The sequence below is a fragment of the Salaquimonas pukyongi genome (assembly GCF_001953055.1).
Lineage (GTDB): Bacteria > Pseudomonadota > Alphaproteobacteria > Rhizobiales > Rhizobiaceae > Salaquimonas > Salaquimonas pukyongi.
Genome location: NZ_CP019044.1, coordinates 521377 through 543204, shown reverse-complemented (window position 1 = coordinate 543204; position 21828 = coordinate 521377). Strand labels below are relative to the sequence as shown.

At 53.9% G+C, this 21828-nt stretch carries 16 protein-coding genes and 1 tRNA gene; 7 read left to right on the top strand and 10 right to left on the bottom strand.

Going from position 1 to position 21828, the window contains the following annotated elements:
- The 9 genes from BVL55_RS02645 to BVL55_RS02605 all read right to left on the bottom strand — a co-directional run bounded on the left by BVL55_RS02645 (position 1) and on the right by BVL55_RS02605 (position 11071).
- Positions 1 to 1431 (bottom strand): sulfatase-like hydrolase/transferase, encoded by a 1431-nt coding sequence (locus BVL55_RS02645; RefSeq protein ID WP_083649327.1) that lies wholly within the window; start codon positions 1429 to 1431, stop codon positions 1 to 3.
- A complete protein-coding gene (locus BVL55_RS02640; protein ID WP_075995609.1) occupies positions 1428 to 2270 on the bottom strand; it encodes a sulfotransferase in 843 nt (280 codons plus the stop codon). Before BVL55_RS02640 ends, BVL55_RS02645 begins: the two co-directional genes overlap by 4 nt.
- A 12-nt stretch (positions 2271 to 2282) precedes the next feature.
- Positions 2283 to 3077, bottom strand: a complete 795-nt coding sequence (locus BVL55_RS02635; protein WP_075995608.1) for a sulfotransferase domain-containing protein — start codon at positions 3075 to 3077, stop codon at positions 2283 to 2285.
- Positions 3078 to 3210: 133 nt separating this feature from the next.
- Complete coding sequence (locus BVL55_RS02630) at positions 3211 to 3975, bottom strand: ABC transporter ATP-binding protein (RefSeq protein ID WP_083649326.1); 765 nt, start codon at positions 3973 to 3975, stop codon at positions 3211 to 3213.
- A gap of 5 nt (positions 3976 to 3980) precedes the next feature.
- Complete coding sequence (locus tag BVL55_RS02625) at positions 3981 to 4715, bottom strand: ABC transporter permease (RefSeq protein WP_075995606.1); 735 nt, start codon at positions 4713 to 4715, stop codon at positions 3981 to 3983.
- A gap of 29 nt (positions 4716 to 4744) precedes the next feature.
- Positions 4745 to 5374, bottom strand: a complete 630-nt coding sequence (locus tag BVL55_RS02620) for a class I SAM-dependent methyltransferase (protein ID WP_075995605.1) — start codon at positions 5372 to 5374, stop codon at positions 4745 to 4747.
- 33 nt (positions 5375 to 5407) lie between these two features.
- Positions 5408 to 6487, bottom strand: a complete 1080-nt coding sequence (locus tag BVL55_RS16210) for a glycosyltransferase family 61 protein (RefSeq protein ID WP_083649325.1) — start codon at positions 6485 to 6487, stop codon at positions 5408 to 5410.
- A gap of 48 nt (positions 6488 to 6535) precedes the next feature.
- Positions 6536 to 7513, bottom strand: a complete 978-nt coding sequence (locus BVL55_RS02610; protein ID WP_244530569.1) for a hypothetical protein — start codon at positions 7511 to 7513, stop codon at positions 6536 to 6538.
- A gap of 75 nt (positions 7514 to 7588) precedes the next feature.
- Positions 7589 to 11071, bottom strand: coding sequence for a hypothetical protein (locus BVL55_RS02605; protein WP_075995602.1), 3483 nt, complete (start codon positions 11069 to 11071; stop codon positions 7589 to 7591).
- 265 nt (positions 11072 to 11336) lie between these two features.
- On the opposite strand from BVL55_RS02605, the gene BVL55_RS02600 reads away from it, so the two are divergent.
- From BVL55_RS02600 to rfbD, 5 genes are all read left to right on the top strand, one after another.
- Positions 11337 to 12440: a glycosyltransferase family 2 protein gene (locus BVL55_RS02600; protein ID WP_156892390.1), complete on the top strand. Its 1104-nt coding sequence runs from the start codon at positions 11337 to 11339 to the stop codon at positions 12438 to 12440.
- A 67-nt stretch (positions 12441 to 12507) separates the two neighbouring features.
- Positions 12508 to 13386, top strand: coding sequence for a glucose-1-phosphate thymidylyltransferase RfbA (gene rfbA / locus BVL55_RS02595; RefSeq protein ID WP_075995600.1), 879 nt, complete (start codon positions 12508 to 12510; stop codon positions 13384 to 13386).
- Positions 13383 to 13961 carry a dTDP-4-dehydrorhamnose 3,5-epimerase gene (gene rfbC / locus BVL55_RS02590; protein WP_075995599.1) on the top strand — a complete coding sequence of 193 codons (579 nt, stop codon included), beginning with the start codon at positions 13383 to 13385 and terminating at the stop codon, positions 13959 to 13961. Before rfbA ends, rfbC begins: the two co-directional genes overlap by 4 nt.
- A complete protein-coding gene (rfbB, locus tag BVL55_RS02585) occupies positions 13958 to 15025 on the top strand; it encodes a dTDP-glucose 4,6-dehydratase (protein ID WP_075995598.1) in 1068 nt (355 codons plus the stop codon). The genes rfbC and rfbB overlap by 4 nt, the downstream gene beginning before the upstream one ends.
- Positions 15025 to 15921, top strand: coding sequence for a dTDP-4-dehydrorhamnose reductase (rfbD, locus tag BVL55_RS02580; RefSeq protein ID WP_075995597.1), 897 nt, complete (start codon positions 15025 to 15027; stop codon positions 15919 to 15921). Before rfbB ends, rfbD begins: the two co-directional genes overlap by 1 nt.
- A gap of 95 nt (positions 15922 to 16016) precedes the next feature.
- Here the strand turns inward: rfbD and BVL55_RS02575 are convergent.
- Positions 16017 to 16093: transfer RNA gene (locus BVL55_RS02575), tRNA-His, on the bottom strand.
- Positions 16094 to 16419: 326 nt separating this feature from the next.
- Between BVL55_RS02575 and BVL55_RS02570 the strand changes: the two genes are divergently transcribed.
- Positions 16420 to 19875 carry a PAS domain S-box protein gene (locus BVL55_RS02570; RefSeq protein ID WP_075995596.1) on the top strand — a complete coding sequence of 1152 codons (3456 nt, stop codon included), beginning with the start codon at positions 16420 to 16422 and terminating at the stop codon, positions 19873 to 19875.
- Between the two features lie 100 nt (positions 19876 to 19975).
- Complete coding sequence (locus BVL55_RS02565) at positions 19976 to 21721, top strand: ABC transporter permease (protein WP_075995595.1); 1746 nt, start codon at positions 19976 to 19978, stop codon at positions 21719 to 21721.
- Positions 21722 to 21828 lie beyond the last annotated feature (107 nt).

Here is a 21828-nt window from a genome sequence, read left to right as displayed (position 1 = left end):
TCAGTCCGGCCGGAATTCAGCCTCCATGATTCCGATCATTTTCTCGACGATGTCAGGGTATTGAACAGCCAGATTGTTCTTCTCTGATCGGTCGGCTTGAAGGTCATAAAGTTCTACATCAGGAGACCGGTCAAAACGATGGGCTTTCCAGCGACCGAACCGCACGGCTTCAACAAAGACCTGTTTGCCCCAATTCCCGGCCTTGCCCGGGTCTCCCGACAGCTTGCGCCCGGCCCAAGCCCAATAAAGGCGCCGCTCGGGAAGCGTTTCCTTTCTGCCCGACAGAGCCGGCCAAATCGACCGGCCGGTTGTTGAGTTGCTTTCCGGCAGTCCTGCAAGATCCAGGATTGTGGGAAATATGTCCTCAAATGATGCCGGTAGTGCCGAGGTTCGGCCTGCAGGAATATGTCCTGGCCAGCGGGCAATGAAGGGAACCCTGATCCCGCCTTCATAAAGATCACGCTTTGCGCCGCGCAACCCGCCAGCTGAGTTGAAGAATTCCGGATCGCGGCCGCCCACCGCAACCGGGCCGTTGTCCGACGTGAAGATCACCAGCGTATTGTTGTCGATTCCTGCCTTGGCGAGTGCTCCAAACAGTGCTTCCATCGTACGGTCTATTTCCGTCACCATCGCCGCGAAAGCAGCATTCGGCTGGGGTTGGGCTACATAATGCCCGCCCGGATAGGGCGTTTCGGGAAACCGGCCGGAGAATTCTTCGATGGTGTCGGCAGGCGCGGTGATATCCGCATGGGGCAAGAACAGCGGAAGGTAAATGAAGAAAGGAGTCCCTCTATTTTTGCCGATGAATTCTATCGCTTCATTTCTCAATTGATGATTGGTGTAAGACGCACCGCGATCACCAAAATTATCGGGAAAAGAGACCGTTACGCCATTTCGTTCCAGATTTGAGGGGAAATACCGCCTGATGCCACCAGGAGAAAGGAGCCCAAACCAATGTTGGAAGCCGTGATAATTTGGTTCGCCTCCAGAACCCGCATTTCCCAAAGCCCACTTCCCTATCATCGCCGTTTTGTATCCGCTGTCCCTTAGCACTTCAGCGATTGTTACATCGCTTTCTTTTAGTGGCTTCTGCGAATTACCTTGACGAGATATTCTGCCGGCGTGCCTTCCTCGAAGCAGAGCCTCCCGCGCGGGATGGCAAACAGTCGACCCGGAATAAAAATCGGTCAGCAACACACCTTCATCTGCCATTTGCTGCAAAACGGGCGTCGCAAAACGTGTCTGTCCATAGGGCTGCAAGTCTCCATAACCAAGATCATCCGCCATGACGACAATGAGATTTGGGTGATTGGAACGCGCACCCACACCAGCTTCGTTTTCAGCCACAACAGTATTGCCATAGAGTGCGCAAAAGGCTGCAAAAGAAGCGGCGAATGAAATTTTGACCAAGAGATTATTAAAGTTCATCATATATTTATTTCGTAACCAAGAGACTTAACATATTTGACGTCGTCCAATTCAAAACCGTCTAAATCAATTCCATTATATCTTCCTATTGAATTTGGTTTTCTTATTGATTCCTTCAATAACTTAAACCTATCCTTATCCAATTTTAACTTGAGAAAATTCTGGACGGTTTCGATGCTTTCTTCTGGAAAATCGCACAAGTCCTCGAAGCGGATCAGCAAAAATTTTGCACCCATGGTGCGACCGATTTCAATTACCCGCTCATGCGCCCACCGCCAATAACGCAGAGAGTTCCTTGGTGAAATTTCTGATGCGTCTTGGAGTACAAGGTCTCCCCAAATGCGTAGTTGGTTTTGATTTTTGCTAAGTGCCATGTCGAGTCCGTTGCGGACCACATGAATATATCTCAACTCCGGCATTTCATTATGCAGGCGGTCCAAAAACATATGGGTGTTTGGGGCTTTCCAACCCCAATATTCCCGCCTGTTTCTACCGTTGTATTGCTGCGAAAATTGTAACAGGTTCTTCGCGCGAGCAGAAAGCCAGGATTGGCTGTGCTGAATTCTGTCATTCTTGGCTGCCTGATTGACCAGAAAAACCTCTTGTGCTGTCAGGGAGCGGCCCCCAGTCATAACAGCTTTGAAAATATCAAGGCGTTGCCTGAATTCCAATTCCGACATTGGGAAAATTGATCTATCGACAAAAAGAAGAGCAAACCACAAATTGTCCAGTGCTTCATTCAAATCATGACCAATGGATACACCTGCTTCTTTCGCAATATTTGCAACAACCCGCGTCCCGCTACCCCCAACACCGCCAATTGCAACGATTTGTTTTTTCAAGCCTGCTCGCTCCTATTGGCGGCAAAATCTTATACCGTAAACGTCTCTCAACGCTTTCATGTCATCATGAAAAACCGCCTCGAGATAGCTTCTGTCTTCCTCGCTGAAACTGTCCTCAAGCCTTTCGGCGAACGAGAAGACCTGCTCGCGCCGCGGATAGGTCGGAAATCGTCCGATATCCAGAAAGCTGCATATTTCATCCATCACCGCCCCGAAGCGGCAGGCCAGATCCGTCTGTTTCAGGATCAAAACCTGCTGACGCGCAAACATGGAAAACACCTTTTCCAACTGTTCCGCATAGAAGCCGCGCTCAACATAGCTGTAGACCCGGTGAAGGCCATCGCGTTCGGCCTGCTCTGCCACACGCTTTCGTCCGTCCCTGATCGCTTCTGAAAAGGAAAGCGTCTCGGCATTTCTCAGGATTTCCATGCGCCAATGCGAATAAGCGCGTTCCGCAGGATGGCGGAGCGAGACGATCAGTTTGATATCCCGATTATAAGCATAAATCCGTTCAAGGGCGGGCGTCCAATAGGTATAGATTGGCGTTGCATCCCCCATTACGGCACCAGCCCTTAAATCTCCTGGCGCGTAGTGACGATGCAGAGCATCATAGTTTGGCGCCTGCCAATTGCGCGTCTCGTCGTCAAAAAAATGCAATTCCTTGCGGGAACCGAAACAGATATTCGGATGCTGTCGTAGAAAATGCCACAATGCCGTTGTCCCGCCCTTCTGGACCCCGGCAATCAGGAAATCCAGCCGATCCACCAATGCCGTTTCAACCCCATCAAGTTCTCCAGGGCGAAACATGGCATGATGCAGGGACTGGCATAATCCCCTAAATCTGGGGGGTGGAATGGGGGGCGAACATCAGCGATCAACAAAACCATCCCGATTGAACCGCCTGCCGCAAGCTGGCCAGCGGCTGCTGGCAATCAGCAGGTTACCTATTCTTCTCCTCCATGAAGAAGGCCAGCGCGTCATCCACCTTGCCGTAATAGACATTGCGCCCCCCGCTCAGCACCAGACCGTGGGTGCAAAGCGATTTCATCAACCCGGCATTGTGGGTGGCGATGACAAGCCCGCGGCTTTCCTCGACCAGGCCCATCATGCGCTTCTGGGACTTTGCCTGAAAACCGGCATCGCCCGCACCGATCCATTCATCCAGTAGCAAAATGTCCGGTTCAATCATCGTGGATACGGAAAAAGCAAGCCGTAGCTGCATGCCCGTTGAGTAGGTGCCAAGCGGTTTGCGGATGTCCTGCTCCAACTCCGAAAACTCAAGCACCTGTGGGATCAGCAACCGAATTTCTTTTAACCCGAGCCCCATCTGCAGCCCGCGCAGATAGATGTTTTCCAGCCCCGTGGCGTCGGGATGCATACCGAGGGAAATGTCGAACAGGCCCTTGGCGGTGCCGTTCACAACAAGGCTGCCGGAACTGGGCGCATAAATGCCGGCCAGTACCCGTAACAAGGTGGATTTGCCCGCCCCGTTTGCGCCGATAAGACCGAGCCGCTGACCCGGCTCCAACCGGAAAGAAAGGCCGTGTAGCAGGGTCGCCACATTGCGTGCTGCGCGCCCGAAATAGATGTCACGTACAAAACTTAGCGGATTTGCCTTCAGGCTGCGCTCCGCTGCTGTATCGACTGGCACGTGAAGCGAGAGATTTTGCACCCCGATGAGCGGTTCGGACAAATCAGCTTTCATGGTTTCTAGACCCACAAGGGCACAAAACGTGCGTAGCGTTTGTCAAAATACCAGGCCAGCATGTGCCCGAGAATGGTGATTGTGATGACCACAATCCAGCTCAAGAGTGAGATTGTGTTGCCAAGCAGCGGTGCCCGCACCAGCTCCAAGAAATGATAGAAAGGATTATAGGTCTGGAAGACGCCCATCACGCTGCGCCCCATCCCGTCCCCCGGCATCCAGATAATCGGCGTTGCAAGGAAAAATATCCCCATCACTGCGCCGAAGATCTCCGCCAAGTCCCGATAGCGCGCACCGATCGTCCCAAACACTTTTATCGTCCAAATGCCGTTGGCAATGAGAAGTCCAATGCCAACAAGACTTAGCAACGCATAAGGCGGGGGGAACATTCCGAAGTAAAGGAACACACCGGCCACAACCAGGATTTGATGCGCAAAGGCCAGGAGACCCAAAATCACCTCTGTGCGCACGATGTCTTCCTGTGCCATGCCGCCCTGGAGCAGTTGTGCGCGATTGCGCTGAAATACTGTCGCTGCTCCCGTTATGTATCCGTTGATCAACGTCCAGGTAACGAGTCCGATGGCTAAATGAGGCAGAAACACCGAGATATCGACTGCGCCGACTTCGGCAAACAACGCGCCAAGTGCAATGACAAACAATGCCGGCCCGACCAGCAGCCACAACGGCCCCAGCGCCGTGCGCCGGTAGCGGATGAGGAAGGTCAGGAGGGAGTAATACATTCATCACTCCGGTGGCTGTTGGGAGACGACTAATTCAACTGAAGAATACAAGATTTTGGTATAAACGTAACCGACCTTATCATTGAGCCAGCTTCCCGCACGAATTCATCATGAACAGGTTCTGACCCAATGGCGCTACCGGCCACCATAACTTTGGAAATCTCGCAAAGATAATCAAATGTCCTGATTTCCGAGCCGCCGTCAAAGGGAGCCTGGGCCAGTTGCCCCTCAAAACTAGTATCTATATCTTCGCAAATGTAAGTGCCACCCTTTGCCATCCGCGGCAACAATGTCTTCATTGCCAATATCTGGTGGTCCCAACGATGTGAGCCGTCATCGACAACTACGGTCGGCGCACCATTTTCTTCAACGATATCAATCAACATTTTTTCATCGCTCGCGTTTCCGATAACTATCTTGATCCTGCTTTCCTCATATTCAGTGCATCGCGGATCATAATCCACACCTATAATATTCGCGTGCGGAAAATACTCCTTCCACATAGAGACGGAATTTCCATTAAAAACGCCTATCTCCAAAATATTTATTTGCAAATTTCTGTATCTCTCCAGATATTCTTCATAAATATCCAGATATCCATGGCCAATCGATGATTTATCCGTTCCCTTTCTAAGGCCTATTTCATCAAGAATTCCCATTTTTCCACAGCTCCTTATTGCCAACCCGAAGTCTCAAAAATATTCATCCAACACCCTGCAGAGACTATCTATATCAACCGTGAACCCCTCCCGCAGGACATTATAATCAAACATCTGCACGTGGTTGGAATAGTGCCAATGGAATTCGAGTTTCTTCAAACAGGCAATGTCCCAGAAAAAGTAATCATACCCGCTGTTGTCCAACATGAGTATCTTCGAATTTACTGGAGAAAATAAAATATTGCTGAGTCCCGCACCCATTTGACCTGCAACAAATGAAGCAGAACTAGCAACTTCCACCTGTCGCCGAAAACTCTCTTCACCAGGATAAAACAATTTCCACCCTCTATCCAAGAAAACACGCTCTAGATCTTTGTGATTAGCAACACGCCTCTTTTCATCAGGGCCCCTAGAAAAGAAAACCTTATTATTTTCAGATACCTTCCTATAATTTGCAAATTCCCCCAAAATAAAATTTGATAACTTTAATGCAGTAATTGATTTTTCTGTGTTGTGCTTCGAAACAGGTGTATGAAAATAAATACCCCTAAATCTGTAAATAATATCATCTCTGCAAATTATAATATAGCATTTTATCTTAATTACATCACATATTAACTCTATTATTCCAATTGACCAAGCGGCATCTTCAGGGACAACAAGATTTACGCCATTGGGAAATACAGATTTCACATTCACAAGCTTGGGGGCTATCTCCAGCAAAAAATGGCCATAGTTCTGGCACCCATTCTTAAATATTGAAATAATTGGCAACTCTGGAACTGTGACATGTTCGCATAGATTAGAAACGCCTGTTGTTGAAACAAAAAATTTTTTAACCAATTCCTTGGATTCATCAAGTATTGAATCTTGATATATACAATCATCCTCACTGAAAATATATCTCCCCCTTAATATTTTTCCGTTTTTAATATAGGAGAATCCCTCCCCCGGCCTAATTACTTGCCTTCTTGAAAATATACTACTAATCCATGAGTTTAGATTCCGATCTTCGCAAAAATAATTATGGAGCTTAGGTGCTGAACTTAAATACGAGTGGCAATCCTGAACAAGATAATCTATGCGACTAATTTTTTCTACATCGATATTCATCGTAAATACTCGTATAATGCAAATACTGTATTTAAATAATTTTTCATCTTATTGTTGGATTTCATTATTATACCAAGCTTCATACCCGCCATTTGACGAGTCAAACGGATTGGGGAAATGGTCAATCAAGTCCTCCCTATCACGATAGAGAACCCGGGCATCCTTTGGAATTTGGCTCCCGGAGCTGTAAACGCCATAATGCCACCAGCGGTCAGGGATACGATCATCGGTTGCCTCGGCAATACAGCGCTTGTACCAAGCCCATAGCTCATACACCTCCGTATTGTCGCCGGCGTAACGCCTCGTCATCGTGTCCCCGATCGGGCCGAGCTTCGTAAAATGGTAGAAACGTATCGGGAATTCGCCGTTTACCACAAACTGGCCGTCTTTCGACGCAGTAATTTTTCGGCGATTTAGGTTCCAGCTTGCAATATTGTATCCGGGGTCGCGCAAAATGTGCACCCGTTCGAAAAAAGCCGGAATGAGGTCACACCACTTTTGATCAACGAATAATCCCTTGTCTTTCGCATCGTAGCAGAAGGACTTGCAGCGTTTGGACCACCAACGTACGCAATCTTTTCCAACGTCATCGTTTCGAATTGCAATAAATCCCAAATTGTAGATTCCATGGGCCAGAGAACATATCTCGTTGTCCCAAACCGATTGTGGCTCGTCGTCCGGCTCCAACTGATGTGGCGTAAGAAGTATGGAGTGTTCATCCAACAATTTGAGCATTGGCTCCAGACTGTTCAAAACAGCAATGTCTGGATCAAGGTAAAATATTTTCTCGGCATTCGTCTTTAGCAACTCTTCCAAGAATGGGCCCTTGACGGCGGTACACAACTCGACCACGTCATGCTTGAACATCCATCCTTCAATATTCGAGATTGGAAGCTCGGTAATGTAAACGAGTCGATCCCAAGGCTCGTTTTCGATATCAAGGGAAAAACCCTCAGGAGCACGATCAGAAACAAGTAACCATAGGTTCCAATCGGGATGATATTGCTTAATCGAAGCTCCCAGCACACGGGCTCTGTTGAGGTATGAAAACGATATGCTTGTGAAACAATGCACCGACATAAACCTTGTGCACCCCCTCAGCTATACAATAAACGCGCGAGATAGTTGGCTAAACTGCGGTCGCGCAATAACTAGCCCATTTGCCCGCCGTTTCTCCACCACACTCACCAACGCGTCTCCCTCAAATTCGCTGTACAACTGCTGCTCATCAGATAAAATGACACCTCCGCCATTTTGACGAACCTGATGTTCTATGTTTCCGGAATGTGGATTTGTCACCACAAAAACCCCACCGGCCAGCGCTTCATAAAAAGTAAAAGAGAACGTCTCAGGCCACGCCGGCCACAGCAAGACCACATCAACTTTCTTCGTCACCAGCGCATTCGTCATGATTTCGGTGTTCCCCGCCGATGTCTTCACTTCCATGAATTTTACAAAAGGCTTACGCTGGTTTTTTTGTCCCAAGTGATGAAACTCGTATCGCGGGTCGTCTGCAAACCGTTCAGCCAATTTGAGAAATACCGGCCAGCCCTTGTGATATGTCGGATATCCCATGAATGCGATACGTATTGGGTCAGCGTCAGAGAGAGAAGAACGCAACTCAGCTTTCCGAGAGTCCGTTAGCGTCAAATGAGGCAAGATATGCCCGTGACCGAAGCGCAACTTTGTTTTCTGCCTCCATAATTGCAATGCATAATGTGATGGTGAAATGACATCGATGTCAATTTCATCGAACATTCGTTCAATGCGCTTTAAATGCGTTGCACGTTCTCTACCATAGAGGCAAATATTGCATGAGTTGGAATGTAGACTAGGCGCGCCACAGAACGAAATGTCGTTTCGAAGCAAGTTGTAGTTGGGGCAGAGCGCAAAGTAGTCATGGATCCAAAAAAGTGTCGTTTGCGCGCCCAGCGAATGTAATAAATTAATGATCACCTCTGGCGAATGACCCAGCAATGCGTGGATCGTGCAGTGCGTCTCAGCATCACCCGTTTGACGTTTCTTAACTTCTTCAATGAGCGATGATGCGGTTACCTCGCCTATCGCTCTGCCGTTCGCCACCACTGCAAATACAAAGTCTTCGACATTGCTAGACTCTGCAAGCGAAGGCGAAGGTTCGCGGGGATGCACGTTGAGATATGCGAAACCATCATTGATAAATTGCCGCTCTTCGAGTTGAACGCATAATTGTACACCACCCACAACCTCTCGATAGTTGTCATGGCTTACCGACAGAACCAGCCCTTTTTCAATGTTTGGAATGGCATCCTGTAATCGTCGGCCAAATACATTCGCAGATAGTAATGGACTGTTGTTAGTACCGTATTTCCAAGCACGCTTTCGCGCCTCAAAGGTATCATGCGCTTCAAGCTCCTTTCGCTTGACCTCACTGACAGAAAATTCAGAGCTCCCTGCGATTTTCTCCTCGTTTGGAAGAAGCTTTCCTTCATTATGAATCCAGGCTCCAGACGGGTCATGTATCGAGCGTGTAATTTTGACTCGGGCAACGTCGGAGGGTTTTAATTCCTTGGCAACGCGGTAACGCCATTGAAGTCCTTCAAGGCCCTCTGCTTTGTATGTCCGCATTACTTTTCTGATGGTAGCGCGTACACCGCCACCAAACCGGACTGCGGTAAGCGTTACGCGGGCCGTTCTCGTCAACGCTCTGGGTAAACTTGAGCTAGCAATACCAACATACTTCACCGCCCTCAGCGGCGCCGTCAGTTTCCAGGAGGTGGAATTTCTGAACTCCTGCGTCACCTGTTGCAGCCGGGTATGGGCGGCCCGGACCTCGCGTGAGCGGTGTTCCACATCCCGTTCCAGGCCAGCGATGCGGCCTGTTTTCTCCTCGACCTCCTGCTTCAGACCGGAAATCAGGTCAGCATTCGCCGCGGCATCCCGTTCCAGGCCAGCGATGCGGCCAGTTTTCTCCTCAACCTCCTGCTGCAGACCAGTGATGTGCGCCTGGCTTTCTTGTCCGTCCCGCTCCAGATCACCAATCTTGGCATCCTTCTCCGCTGCCATTTTCTCCAGTTCAGCGATCCGTGCCTCGCCTTGCGAGCGCTCTTCGGCCAACATCGCCTGCAAGCTCACGGTCTGCTGTTCCCGAGCCTGTCTTTCAGCCCGCTCGGTTTCCAGTTCCGCTGTCAGTTGCTCATGCAGCTTAGCCGCAGTTTGGCGCTCGTCGGCCAGCAGTTTTTCCCTGGCTGCAATCTCGCGTCGAAGGTCTGCGATTTCCGCCTGGGCCTGGGAGAAGCGCGCTTCGGCTGCCCGGGCTTTTTCCCGGTCGCGGGCAGCGTCCTCCCCGGCGGCATCGCGCCGGGCCCGTGCTTGCGATGCCTCACATTCCAGCTGCGCAATCTTTTTCTTCGCTTGCGCCACTTCGGCGGTCAGCGATTGAACCCGGCCATGACTGCCATCCCGTTCCCGCTCCAGCACGTTGGCGTGTTCAGCAAGGATCCGCTCCTTCTCTTCCGCTTCGGCCTCAACCCTCGCAAGGCGTTCATCCAGCACCTGCTTTTCCTGCGCTGTTTTACGCCGGGCCTCGACTGTCTGCTGCAGCACGGGAAGCGTGGTGATAAATTCGGCGTGGACGCGGTCGAGTTCTGCCTTCGCCTTCAATACATTCCGGCCAGCCTCCAGTGCCCGCAGCGCCGAATAGCAGTCCGATACCCAGCCTGCGGTGCGCGGGTCGAGCAGCACGTCCTCCTGCCTTTTGGTATGATGGCGCTGTCTTTCATCGATGAAGGCCGAGACCTCTGCTTCCACGTCGTCCAACGCATTGGCAAACGGATTTTCAAGTGCGGCGGCGATCGCCGAAACCGGCTTCTTCCAGTCTCCTATCAGCCCGTCATAGGAAACAACGGCTCTCGGAAATTCCCGTGAAGCCCTTTCAGCTTCCAGATTGTGCGCCAGCCACAACAGGGCCGCGTCCTGCGTGTCATATGTCTTCGGCCAATTGTCGCGCCGTGCCATCAGCGAGTCGATGACTTCCAGCGGATTGCGAAAGGTCAGGACGGTTGCGACGTCATACCCTGCCTCGCCTGCCGCCTGGCTGAAGAACGGCGCAAAGCGGCAGATGCGCGGATCCTTGACCACGATCAGCGGCGCATCGCCATAATCCTCTTCGAGAATTTCCCGGATGTCGGCCGTCATCGCCTCGCGGCGCGAAACGGATACGGCTTTCAGATCAAGTGGCTTGAAGTCATGCCAGGCGGATCCTAGCTCGGCAAGCATCTGGTCGTGATAGGCGACCAGACGCTCGGGTTCCCAATGACCGGCCTCGTTGCCTCCGCCCGCTCCCATCAACCGTTTCGGCAGGGTAGCCCCCATCAGCGACACCACGCGCGTCAGCGCGCTGGTGCCCGAACGGTGCATGCCAAGTACCAGAATGCAGGTGCGCTTGCTGCCGGCGGTGATACGCCGTTTTCGTGCCGTGGACTTGTGTGCAGACTTGCCTGCACCCTGCCGTTTTGTAACCGGATTGCCTGCTGGCCTGTCTTTGCTGGCAACAGGTTTTCTGCCGGCTGCAGCTGCAGGTCTCCGTTTGGGTTTATCCGCCAAAACGCCGCCCTATTACCTGTTCAAACCCGGAACGGCATTTCCTGCCCAGAGGAGACAGACGCCGGCAAACACCGACCACGGACACCCAGGGTTTTGATGACATCTGCCGTCACTCATTCATTCTTGCTCAATGTGCATGCGAACGCTGTACAGCCAACTGTGCACCAACTGCCCGCATACATTGCATCCATTGAAAATCGGCGCCAAACTCTGATAATTTACAGATTCTTACAACTGGCATTGTGTCAAATCTTTTACATTTATATTGATATTTGCTTTTCTGTTGTTGTTATTTTTCAGACCCTTCAGTAATCACAGCAATATCAGGTTAAACTTTTTGGTGTTGGTGCGCAGAATTGCCGCACCGAGCCAGCAAGGGCGAGTCGTGCAGTCTGGGGTGATGCGGAAAGTGGCAGTTCTTCTTGCTGCATATAATGGAGGTCAGTACCTGCAGGACCAGTTGGCTTCGCTTGCCAGCCAATCCTATCCGGCGATTGATGTCTGGCTGTCAGACGATGGTTCTACCGACAACACCATTGCCATTGCAGACAAGGCAGCGCGACGCTGGTCCAAGGGGAATTTTGCAATCATAAGGCGAAATTCCGAATTGTCCCTGCCCTGTGGCAGAGGCGGCGACGTCGAACTTTTGCTCGCCCGCTGCAAAGCCAACTTTCTATCGCTGATCCTGAATGATGCCATCGATGCCGAGTATTTTGCCTTTTGCGATCAGGACGACATCTGGGAACCAACCAAGCTGTCTCGCGCCGTAGCATGGCTGAACGACCAGCCCGAAGACCTGCCCGCCATGCACTGCTCCAGAACCCGGATAATCGATGATGCCGGACGGGAGCGCGGCCTCTCTCTCCGGTTCTCCCGCCCGCCTGGATTCCGCAATGCCATCGTTCAAAACATCGCAGCCGGCAATACGATCGTGATGAACCGTGCTGCGATGACAGCGCTCAGACAGCACTCTGTCGACGGGCAGTTCGTTAGTCACGACTGGTGGGCGTACATCCTTGTAACCGCGTTGGGCGGAAGGGTTAGATACGATGAGGAACCGCTCACGCAATACCGCCAGCACAGTGGTAATCTCATTGGCGAAAACGCGTCCTGGCGCGCCAGGATGATGCGCCTGAAACTGGTTCTCAGGTCCCGCTTTCGCAGTTGGAACGAGACCAATCTGAAAGCGCTTCAAAGGGTCAGGCATCTGCTTCCGGCAGAAAACTGCCAGGTGCTTGACGAGTTTTCCGCGCTGCGAAAGAGCACGTTTTTTCTAAGACCCTACCGGATCATGCGGGCAGGAATATTCCGCCAGACTTTTCCAGGGCAATTGAGCTTCCTGGCGGCATCGCTGATGGGAAAAATATGAAGCGCATTTCTGACGTCTCCAGCCGAGACGTGACGACAACTTTGGCATTGGAATAGCCGGGGCACCTATGAAAGGGATTATTCTTGCAGGCGGCGCGGGCACACGGCTTTACCCGTTGACGCTGCCTGTATCCAAGCAATTGCTGCCGGTTTACGACAAGCCGATGATCTATTATCCGCTGAGCGTTCTGATGCTGGCCGGGATACAGGAAATTCTTGTGATCTCCACCCCGCGCGATCTGCCTGGTTTCCGGGCGCTGCTTGGTGATGGTTCTGAATTCGGCATTAATCTTGACTATGGCGAACAGGCTCATCCGCGCGGCTTGGCGGAAGCCTTCATTATAGGAAAGGACTTTATCGGCGCAGATCCGGTTGCACTGATATTGGGCGACAACATTTTTTATGGCAGCGGGCTTTCGGCAAAATGCCGGGCAGCAAGAGAGCGAAACAACGGCGCTACCATCTTCGGTTACCAGGTCAGCGATGCACGGGCCTATGGCGTAGCGGAGATCGACCCTGAGTCTGGAAAAGTTGTCTCAATCGAAGAAAAACCCCAAGTTCCAAAATCCAACTGGGCAGTAACCGGCCTTTATTTTTACGACAATGATGTTGTCGACATTGCTGCACACGTCGAGCCTTCGGCACGGGGTGAACTTGAGATTACGGATGTTAACCGCGCCTATCTGGAGCGCGGTGATCTACATATGGAGAAGCTGGGGCGCGGATATGCCTGGCTTGACACGGGAACCTTTGACGGGATGCACGAGGCCTCGGCCTTTGTCAGAACCCTGGAGCACCGCCAGGGAATTAACATCCTCTGCCCGGAGGAAATCGCCTTCAGTCAGGGCTTTCTCAGCCGGGAGTGTTTGGCCAGGCGTGCACAGGCAATGGGCAAGTCGGAATACGGAAAATACCTGCACAAGATTGCCGCGGGGGACGCGCTGTGATTGCCGTCAGGCCGCTTGGTCTGGAACGGGTATTCGAAATCCGGCCGGAGCGTTTTTCAGACAGCCGCGGTTTTTTCAGCGAAACCTACAACCACAAGCAATTTGCCGAAGCGGGTATCACGGAGGAATTTGTTCAGGACAATCATTCCTGTTCTGCCAGGGCCGGCACGCTCCGCGGCCTGCATTTTCAAATTTCTCCCCTTGCCCAAGCCAAGCTCGTGCGTGTTCTGGAAGGGGCGGTTTTCGATGTGGCGGTCGATATTCGTCCGCAAAGCCCCGACTATGGCAAATGGGCCGGGATTGAACTAACCGCCGAAGCCGGCAACCAGATATTCATCCCCGCCGGCTTTGCGCATGGTTTTGTCACTCTGCAGGATAACACCCAGATTGCCTACAAGGTCGACAATTACTATTCGGCCGCGCACGACCGCTCCATCCATTATGCCGACCCGGCCCTTTCAATAAAATGGCCCGATATCGGCGTTGCATTCACCTTGTCTGAAAAAGACGCAAACGCCCCGTGTTTGCACGAAGTTCAACCCATGAAACCGGCCGGTTGCCAGGGCGTGCAATGAAAGTACTTGTCACCGGCGGTGCCGGATTTATCGGATCTGCAGTTTGCCGGCATCTCGTGGGAACCAGCGGCGACTTTGTAGTAAACGTCGACTGCCTGACCTATGCGGGCACGCTGACCTCACTGCGGGAAATTGAAAACAACGCCCAATACAGCTTTGAGCGGGCGGACATCCGCGATGGCGAAGCCATGCTTGAAATCATGCGCCGCCACGATGTGGATGCGCTGATGCATCTGGCGGCAGAAAGCCATGTGGACCGGTCCATAGACGGCCCTTCGCAGTTTATCGAAACCAATATCCTTGGCACCTTTCAACTGCTCAATGCAGCGCTTGAATACTGGCGCGAATTGCCGGAAGACCGGCAAAAATCCTTCCGTTTTCACCACATCTCCACTGACGAGGTTTATGGGGACCTGCCGTTCGACAGCGGATTGTTCACTGAACAAACCCCTTACGCACCCTCCTCGCCCTATTCGGCTTCCAAGGCATCTTCCGACCATCTGGCGCGCGCCTGGCACGAGACCTATGGCCTGCCGGTCGTAATCTCGAACTGTTCCAACAATTACGGATATTATCATTTTCCGGAGAAGCTCATTCCGCTTGTCATAATCAACGCCCTGGAAGAAAAACCCCTGCCGGTCTACGGTTCCGGAAAAAACGTTCGCGACTGGCTGTTTGTGGAAGATCATGCCCGGGCCCTGGAAACCGTCGTAAAAACCGGCAAACCCGGCGAAAGCTACAACATCGGCGGGAACAGCGAACAGCAAAACATTGACGTCGTGGAGGCTGTTTGCGCCTTGCTCGACAAGCGAAAACCCCGTGCTTCCGGACGGCCCTACAGCGATCTGATCACCTTTGTTTCAGATCGCCCCGGCCATGACCGGCGCTATGCGATTGATGCAAGCAAAATCAAAACTGAACTTGGGTGGGAACCGCTGGAGAGTTTTGAAAGCGGCCTGGCCAAAACGGTGGACTGGTACCTCGCCAATCAATGGTGGTGGGAACCTCTTCGCAAGGAGCGCTATTCCGGTGATCGTTTGGGCAGCGCAAAACAGGCTTCATAATGCGCGTACTCGTTGCAGGCCGATCAGGTCAGGTGGCAAACGCCCTGGCAAGGGGAGCGGCAAAGAGAGATGGTGATATCATTTGCCTGGGACGGCCCGGTCTCGACATCACCGATGACCACACCATCGCTTCGGCACTTGATGAACACAAACCCGACGTTGTGATCAATGCTGCTGCCTATACGGCGGTAGACCGGGCAGAGGGCGACAGCAAAGCTGCCTTCGCGGTCAATGCAAACGGCCCGGAACTGCTGGCCAAGGCAACGGCAGGCCGCGGCATTCCCTTGCTGCATGTCTCCACCGATTATGTCTTTTCAGGAAGCAAAACCACAGCCTATGTTGAGGATGATCCGACCGCGCCAGCCGGCATCTACGGGAAAAGCAAACTGGCCGGTGAAGAAGCCGTCCGCAAAACCAACGCCCGTCACGTCATTGTAAGAACCGCATGGGTGTTTGACGTGACCGGCTCCAACTTCCCCAAAACCATGCTGCGCCTGGCAGTTCAAAGGGACGAAGTTTCCATCATCAGCGATCAGCACGGCAATCCCACGGATGCACGGGAAATCGCCAATGCCCTTATTGCCGCAGCAAAGAAAGTCCATGAGCGGCCGCAAGATGCCGAATGGGGGACCTTCCACTTTAGCGGGCCTGCGTCCATGAATTGGGCGGATTTTGCCCGGCTGATCTTTGCTGTCAGCGCGCGGCATGGCGGGCCTGTAGCCAGGGTTCTCGATATTACTACAGACGATTACCCCACTGCAGCCAAAAGGCCTGCCAATTCCATGCTTGATTCCAGCCAGTTCCACGCCCGCTTTGGCTATCAGGCAATCGCCCTGGAACAGTCCTTGGAGCGTTGCATGCCGCAATGGCTGGAAAGCCTGAAGGGCGGAGCGTAAGACTGTCGCCATGAGGCGCGTGGCGACGCACGGAAATGCACTCACCAGAAGCGGCAGCATTATCAATGTGTTGCAGGCATGTGATCAAAGGGGACTGGTACGGTTGGGTGGATTCGAACCACCGACCTCTAGAGCCACAATCTAGCGCTCTAACCAACTGAGCTACAACCGCACAAATCCGCGCCCCATGGGCTTGGCGCGACCGGTGCTGAAATACGGTCCCGGCGCGCCATTTGCAAGTCTCTTTTCCAGCCCACTTCGCTTTTCATCGCCGGCAATCCTCCCGCCGGCAGCGCCACGGTGATGACTCTTCTTGCGATCACATGCGCATTCACCGGGACCGGCGAACGTTAACCGGCAGTATTAACCGTCTCAAGCGAAACCATGCCGGGAACCGGCGCCGCTGCTGGACCGGCCAGAACAAAGCCGATATTAATTTTTCCTTAACTATCAGGTCAGGACCCAGTGCGGGGAGCGGGTCGGTAACGGGCAAAGCCAATGAGTACATCCGACTATTCATATCTAGACCTTACCGTCATGGGGTTCCTGCGCAAACGGGTGCTTTCTCAAGACGCTGCAGTTTTGTTTTCACCGGGTTTTGAGCGTGTGTTGTGGGCCAATGCCTTCGGCGCAAGGCTGTTTTCAGGAAGCGGGCTTGCTGACCTGCTCGACGTGCGGCTTACACAGGCGCATCCCCTGATCCGCCAGATTGCCAATGCCATACGGCAGGTAGAGGACGATGAGCCGGTTGTTCGTCAATTGCGCATCAGCCACGGTCTGAACTCGGAACTGATAGCAAGCGAAATCAGCAGGTGCGTCCTTCCCAATGGCGAAGAGGCGATCCTGCTCGTCTGCCCGTATGGCGGCAAGGATCGGCGGCTGCGCGAACATCAACTGGCAGCTGAAGCCGTAAGTATTCTGGAGGATTTTGCCGCCGCTGCCGCCGTTCTGGACGAGTTCGGCCTGGTGCTTGCTGCATCCCAGACCTTTGAAGATTACGCAGTCGATACCGCCTTGCTGGAGGATCTGGTGCGCGAAGTGGATGGCGAGGCCGACCGGCTGGTGAAGCGGCCGGTTCCTGCAGGCGATGGCAGAATGCTGCCGGCGGGAGTCGGGAAGATCCGCGATCATCCCGCGCGTTTTCTGGCCGTTCTGGCTGACGATACCGCAGGCGATAATGGGCATGAAATCATCGACCGGTCGGGTGCCGGCGGTGTTGCCATCGGCGGCGTACCGCTTCCTCCCCCTCCCCCGGCCGTTGCAATGAGCGACGGGTATGATGAACGCCACCCACCGGAAGATGACATGCCGCCCTGGCTGGAGCCGGTTTCCGACCCGGATGAAGATGACGGCGGTGCTACCGTTGAAGAGCCGGAGCCGGGTCATGCGAAACAGTCCGCTGAAGAACCCGGCGCAGAAGAGACACCCATTGAACCGGCGGATGATGGCGGCGAGAAAACAACGGCGCCTGTTGAAAGCAACTCCCCCATTCGGACCACGGGGCGTTCCTTGCTGGATCGCTGGTATTTCGGCACCAACCGCGGTGATGTACCGAGCGAAAAAGAGGAAAGCAGTGATCAGGCTGCCGAATCTGCTCCCGCTGATACTACGGGCGATCCTTCACCAATGCCGGTTCAGAAAGTTGCAGGGGAAGCTGCCAGAACCGACAAAACCGCCTCGCGCTTTGCCTTTGTGATTGACCGCGAACAGGTCATCCGCTCGGTCAGCGATGGACTGGCCGCTGCAGTGGGCGAGCAGTCGGCAGATATTGTCGGCAAGCACTGGAAAGATGTCGCCGCTGAGCGCGGTTTCGACGAGGATGGCGCGATCCTCGACCTGTTGTCGAAGTCCGACACATGGTCGGGACGCAGTGTGTTGTGGCCGATCGAGGGAACCGACATGAATGTTCCGGTCGATCTGGCTGCACTTCCCGCCTACGACCGGGAGCGGAATTTCGACGGTTATCGCGGGTTTGGTGTCATCCGGCTCGCCGATACGATGGTCGATCCGCTGGCGCGGGGCATGAAGTTCGGATCGCATGCAATTGACGGCGATCGGGATGCTTCAATCGCCGATGGTTCCGGTGATGCAGAGGAGGAAATCGATCTGCGAACCGGATGGTCCACCGATATTGCTTCAGAAGACGATGCAACCGGAGAAGCCGGCAGTGAAGAAGCCCTGGAAGGCGCTCAACACGGCGCGTCGGGCAATGTCTATCACTTGTCGGACCGGCAATCAGCACGCGATGACATAACTGCCGGCGGGGCGGATGATGGTGCTGAAAGCGACAGCGACGATGGAAACCTGTCAGGCCGGGAGAAACGGAATTTCTCTGAAATCCGCCGCTCACTTTCCCCAGCCGGGGAACTACCGGAAGAGCCGGTTGAAGCAGACGGGGAAGATGAGGGCGAGACTGCACTGCCAGCTACCGGCCTCGACCCGGATGAAGCTTCCATCATCTTCCAGGGTGGCCGTACGCTCCACGCCAGTCCGGCACTCCTGAAGCTGACCGGCTATGGCGATGTCGAAACGCTGCAGGCAGCGGGCGGGCTGGATGCTCTTATCACCGGCAAGGAAGAAAACGGCGATGCCGATGACCATGCGAGGGATAGCGGCATGCAGCTGCGCTGCAGCGATGGCGAAACGGTCTCCGTGCGCTGCCGCCTGCAACGGCTGAAATGGGGTGATGGCAATGCGCTGGCGATGTCATTCAGCGAACCCCAGCAATCCAAGGCAGAAGAGAAAATTGCGCTCGACATGGTGCGCGTCAGCGAGCTGGAGAACATTCTCGATACTGCGGCCGACGGGATTGCCACGCTGGATGCCAACGGGCTGGTCCAGTCACTTAATCCTTCCGGCGAGGCGTTGTTCGGCATCAGCCAGACGCAAGCGATAGGCGAGCCGTTCGTCGACCTTTTCTCAAGCGAAAGCCATCATCAGCTTCTGAGTTACATGGAGTCCATTGCGCGCAATGGCGATGAAAACGAGGTTCAGCGCATGATGCAGCAGGGCTTCGAGGCGACCGGCGTTGAAGCCAATGGCCGCCTTATCCCGCTGTTTGTGACACTTGGAAAGGTTGGCCGGGAGGGCAATCTTTGCGCCGTGTTGCGTGACCTTACCGACTGGAAAAAAACCGAACAGGAACTGATCGAGGCGCGCAAGTCGGCCGAAGATTCCAGTGAGCACAAAACGCGCTTCCTGTCGCAGGTAAGCCATGAAATCCGCGAACCGCTGACGGCCATTATCGGCTTTTCCGACATCATGCTTGAAGAGCGTTTCGGGCCCGTCGGAAACGAACGTTACCGGGGATATCTGAGGGATATCAACCGTTCGGGCGGGCATGTTCTGGACCTGGTGAACGATCTTTTGAACATCTCCAAGATCGAAAGCGGCAAGCTGGAGCTGGAGTTCGAGGCTGTCGACCTCAATCGTCTGGTTTCCGAGACTGTTTCCCTGCTGCAGCCCCAGGCCAACCGCCGCCGGATCATCACCAGGACCTCGCTTTCCCAGGCCGTGCCGAAAGTGGTGGCCGATGCACGCAGCATCCGGCAGGTCATTCTCAATCTGGTTGGCAATGCAATCAACCATTCGCCCGACAACACCCAGGTCATCGTTTCGACGGCGCTGGAAGAAAACGGCGAAGTTGCACTCAGGGTACGGGACAATGGAGACGGCATGTCGCCTGTCCAGGTTGAACAGGTTCTGCAGGCAGGAAAGCCGTTTGATCTTGAAAGCGTTGCACGCAGCGATCAGGCGCGGGAAAATGCTGGTGAGGCTGCCTCGGAAAAACCTGCAGAACCCGCCAGCGGCACCTCAGCGCGCCATGGCATGGGCCTGCCGCTGACCAAGGCACTGGTTGAGGCAAACCGCGCCTATTTCGAGCTGGAAAGCAAGCCGGGAGAAGGGACGGTCGTCCATGTCCTGTTTCCCTCCCAGCGTGTGCTGGCCGACTGAATGCCGCTTCGGCGTGGCGTCGAAACGCGCAGGTGACGTGCCGCCGGTTCTGGGATAGGGGTTGGCCCGCGAGCAGCTTCCATCGCAACAGAACGATATCATGAGCGGCCAGAACACACCGATCCATCCAGCCTTTACCAGCAGGGACGCAAGCTCCGGCGTCCTGCCGGCCGGTGTTTACACCATCGCCTTTCTGGCCATGCTTCCCCTTGCCGCGCTGATCTATCAGGCCAGCGGGGATAGCCAGGACGTCTGGCCCCATCTGGTTTCCTTCGTGCTGCCGTCCTCAATGGCAACCACGCTATTGCTGCTGGTGGGGGTAGCAGCAGGAACGTTTGTACTGGGGGCAGGAACCGCCTGGCTGACAAGCCGGTACCGGTTTCCCTTCAGCGGCTTTTTCCAATGGGCGCTGGTGTTACCGCTTGCCACGCCCACTTATGTGGCCGCCTATACCTGGGTCGAGTTCGCAGATTATACCGGCCCGGTGCAGCAGCTTGTCCGCGATCTTGGCGGCTACGAAAATTCCACGCAATACTGGTTTCCCGAACTGCGTTCGACCGGCGGTGCAATCTTCCTGCTATCCTTGGTGCTTTTTCCTTATGTCTATCTGCCGGCCAGGCTTTCCTTTCAATCGCTGGGAACCTCGATGCTTGATGTCGCTCGCGTTCTTGGTGCCGGGCCGGTCCGTTTGTTCCTGAAAGTCGCGCTGCCGGCGGCACGACCGGCAATTGCGGTCGGCGTCATACTGGCGCTGATGGAAACGCTCAACGATATCGGCGCGGTGGAGTATCTTGGCGTAAGGACCCTCACCTTCTCTGTTTTCGATACCTGGCTCAACCGCTCCAGCCTGGCCGGCGCTGCCCAGCTTTCCCTGGCACTGCTGGTGTTCGTGGGCATACTGGTCGTTCTGGAGCGGCGCCTTCGGGCAAGGCAGAGCTTTCATGAAGGGCGCCAAAGCCGCCAGGCACTGGAACAAATCCAGCTTTCGGGGGCAAGGGCCTGGCTTGCGGCGGCGGCCTGCGGCCTGCCGATCACGCTCGGTTTTGCGGTGCCGATTGCGGAGATGGCGGGAAGCATTTTCCGGCGCCCCGAACAGATTACCCACCTCGCGCTGCTCAACGCTTCCGCAAACAGCCTGATCGTGGCGGTTTCAACGGCGCTTCTTTGTGTCATGGCCGGCTTTGTGCTGGCTCAAGCGCGCCGGCATGCTGCGGGCAGCGCGATACGGGCGGCGACGCTAGCTTCGGGATTTGGCTATGCGATACCCGGCACCATACTGGCAATTGGCGTGCTGACTGCCATGACCGGCATCGACAACCAAGTGTCGCGCATCGCTTATGTGCTCACCGGTTACAAGACCGGCCTTGTCCTGTCGGGATCCCTGGCCATTGTCGTGTTTGCCTGTTCGGTCCGGTTTCTGGCCGTGGCGCTGGGCAATATAGAGGCCGGTTACGCACGGATTTCCCCTAACCTGGCATCAGCGGCGCGAACCCTGGGGCGCAGCAATGAACAGGTCGTTTTTCAGATTGAATTGCCGCTGCTCTTCAAGACCCTGAGCGTTGCTGCCCTGCTGGTGATCGTTGAAACGATGAAGGAATTGTCGGCAACCATGCTCCTAAGGCCCTTCAACTTCGACACGCTGGCGACCTTCGTTTACAGCCATGCCTCCCGGGCCATGTTCGAACAGGCAGCCTTTGCTGCCTTGCTGATTGTGCTGATCGGGCTGGTTCCGGTGTTTTTGTTAACGCAGGTGTTCATTACGGGACAGGGTGTAATGCCACGGCAAAAAAAAATGCGGACCGATTTGGTCCGCAGTTTAAATTCAAAAGGCACTTCCGGATCTTGAAGAGAGCGATAACACGAGTAATCTTGAAGTTGATCCGAGAATGGACCCAAATTCTTACCAACTCCTTAACAGGCCTTAACGGATTTTAACAAAGCTTGCCGATGTGG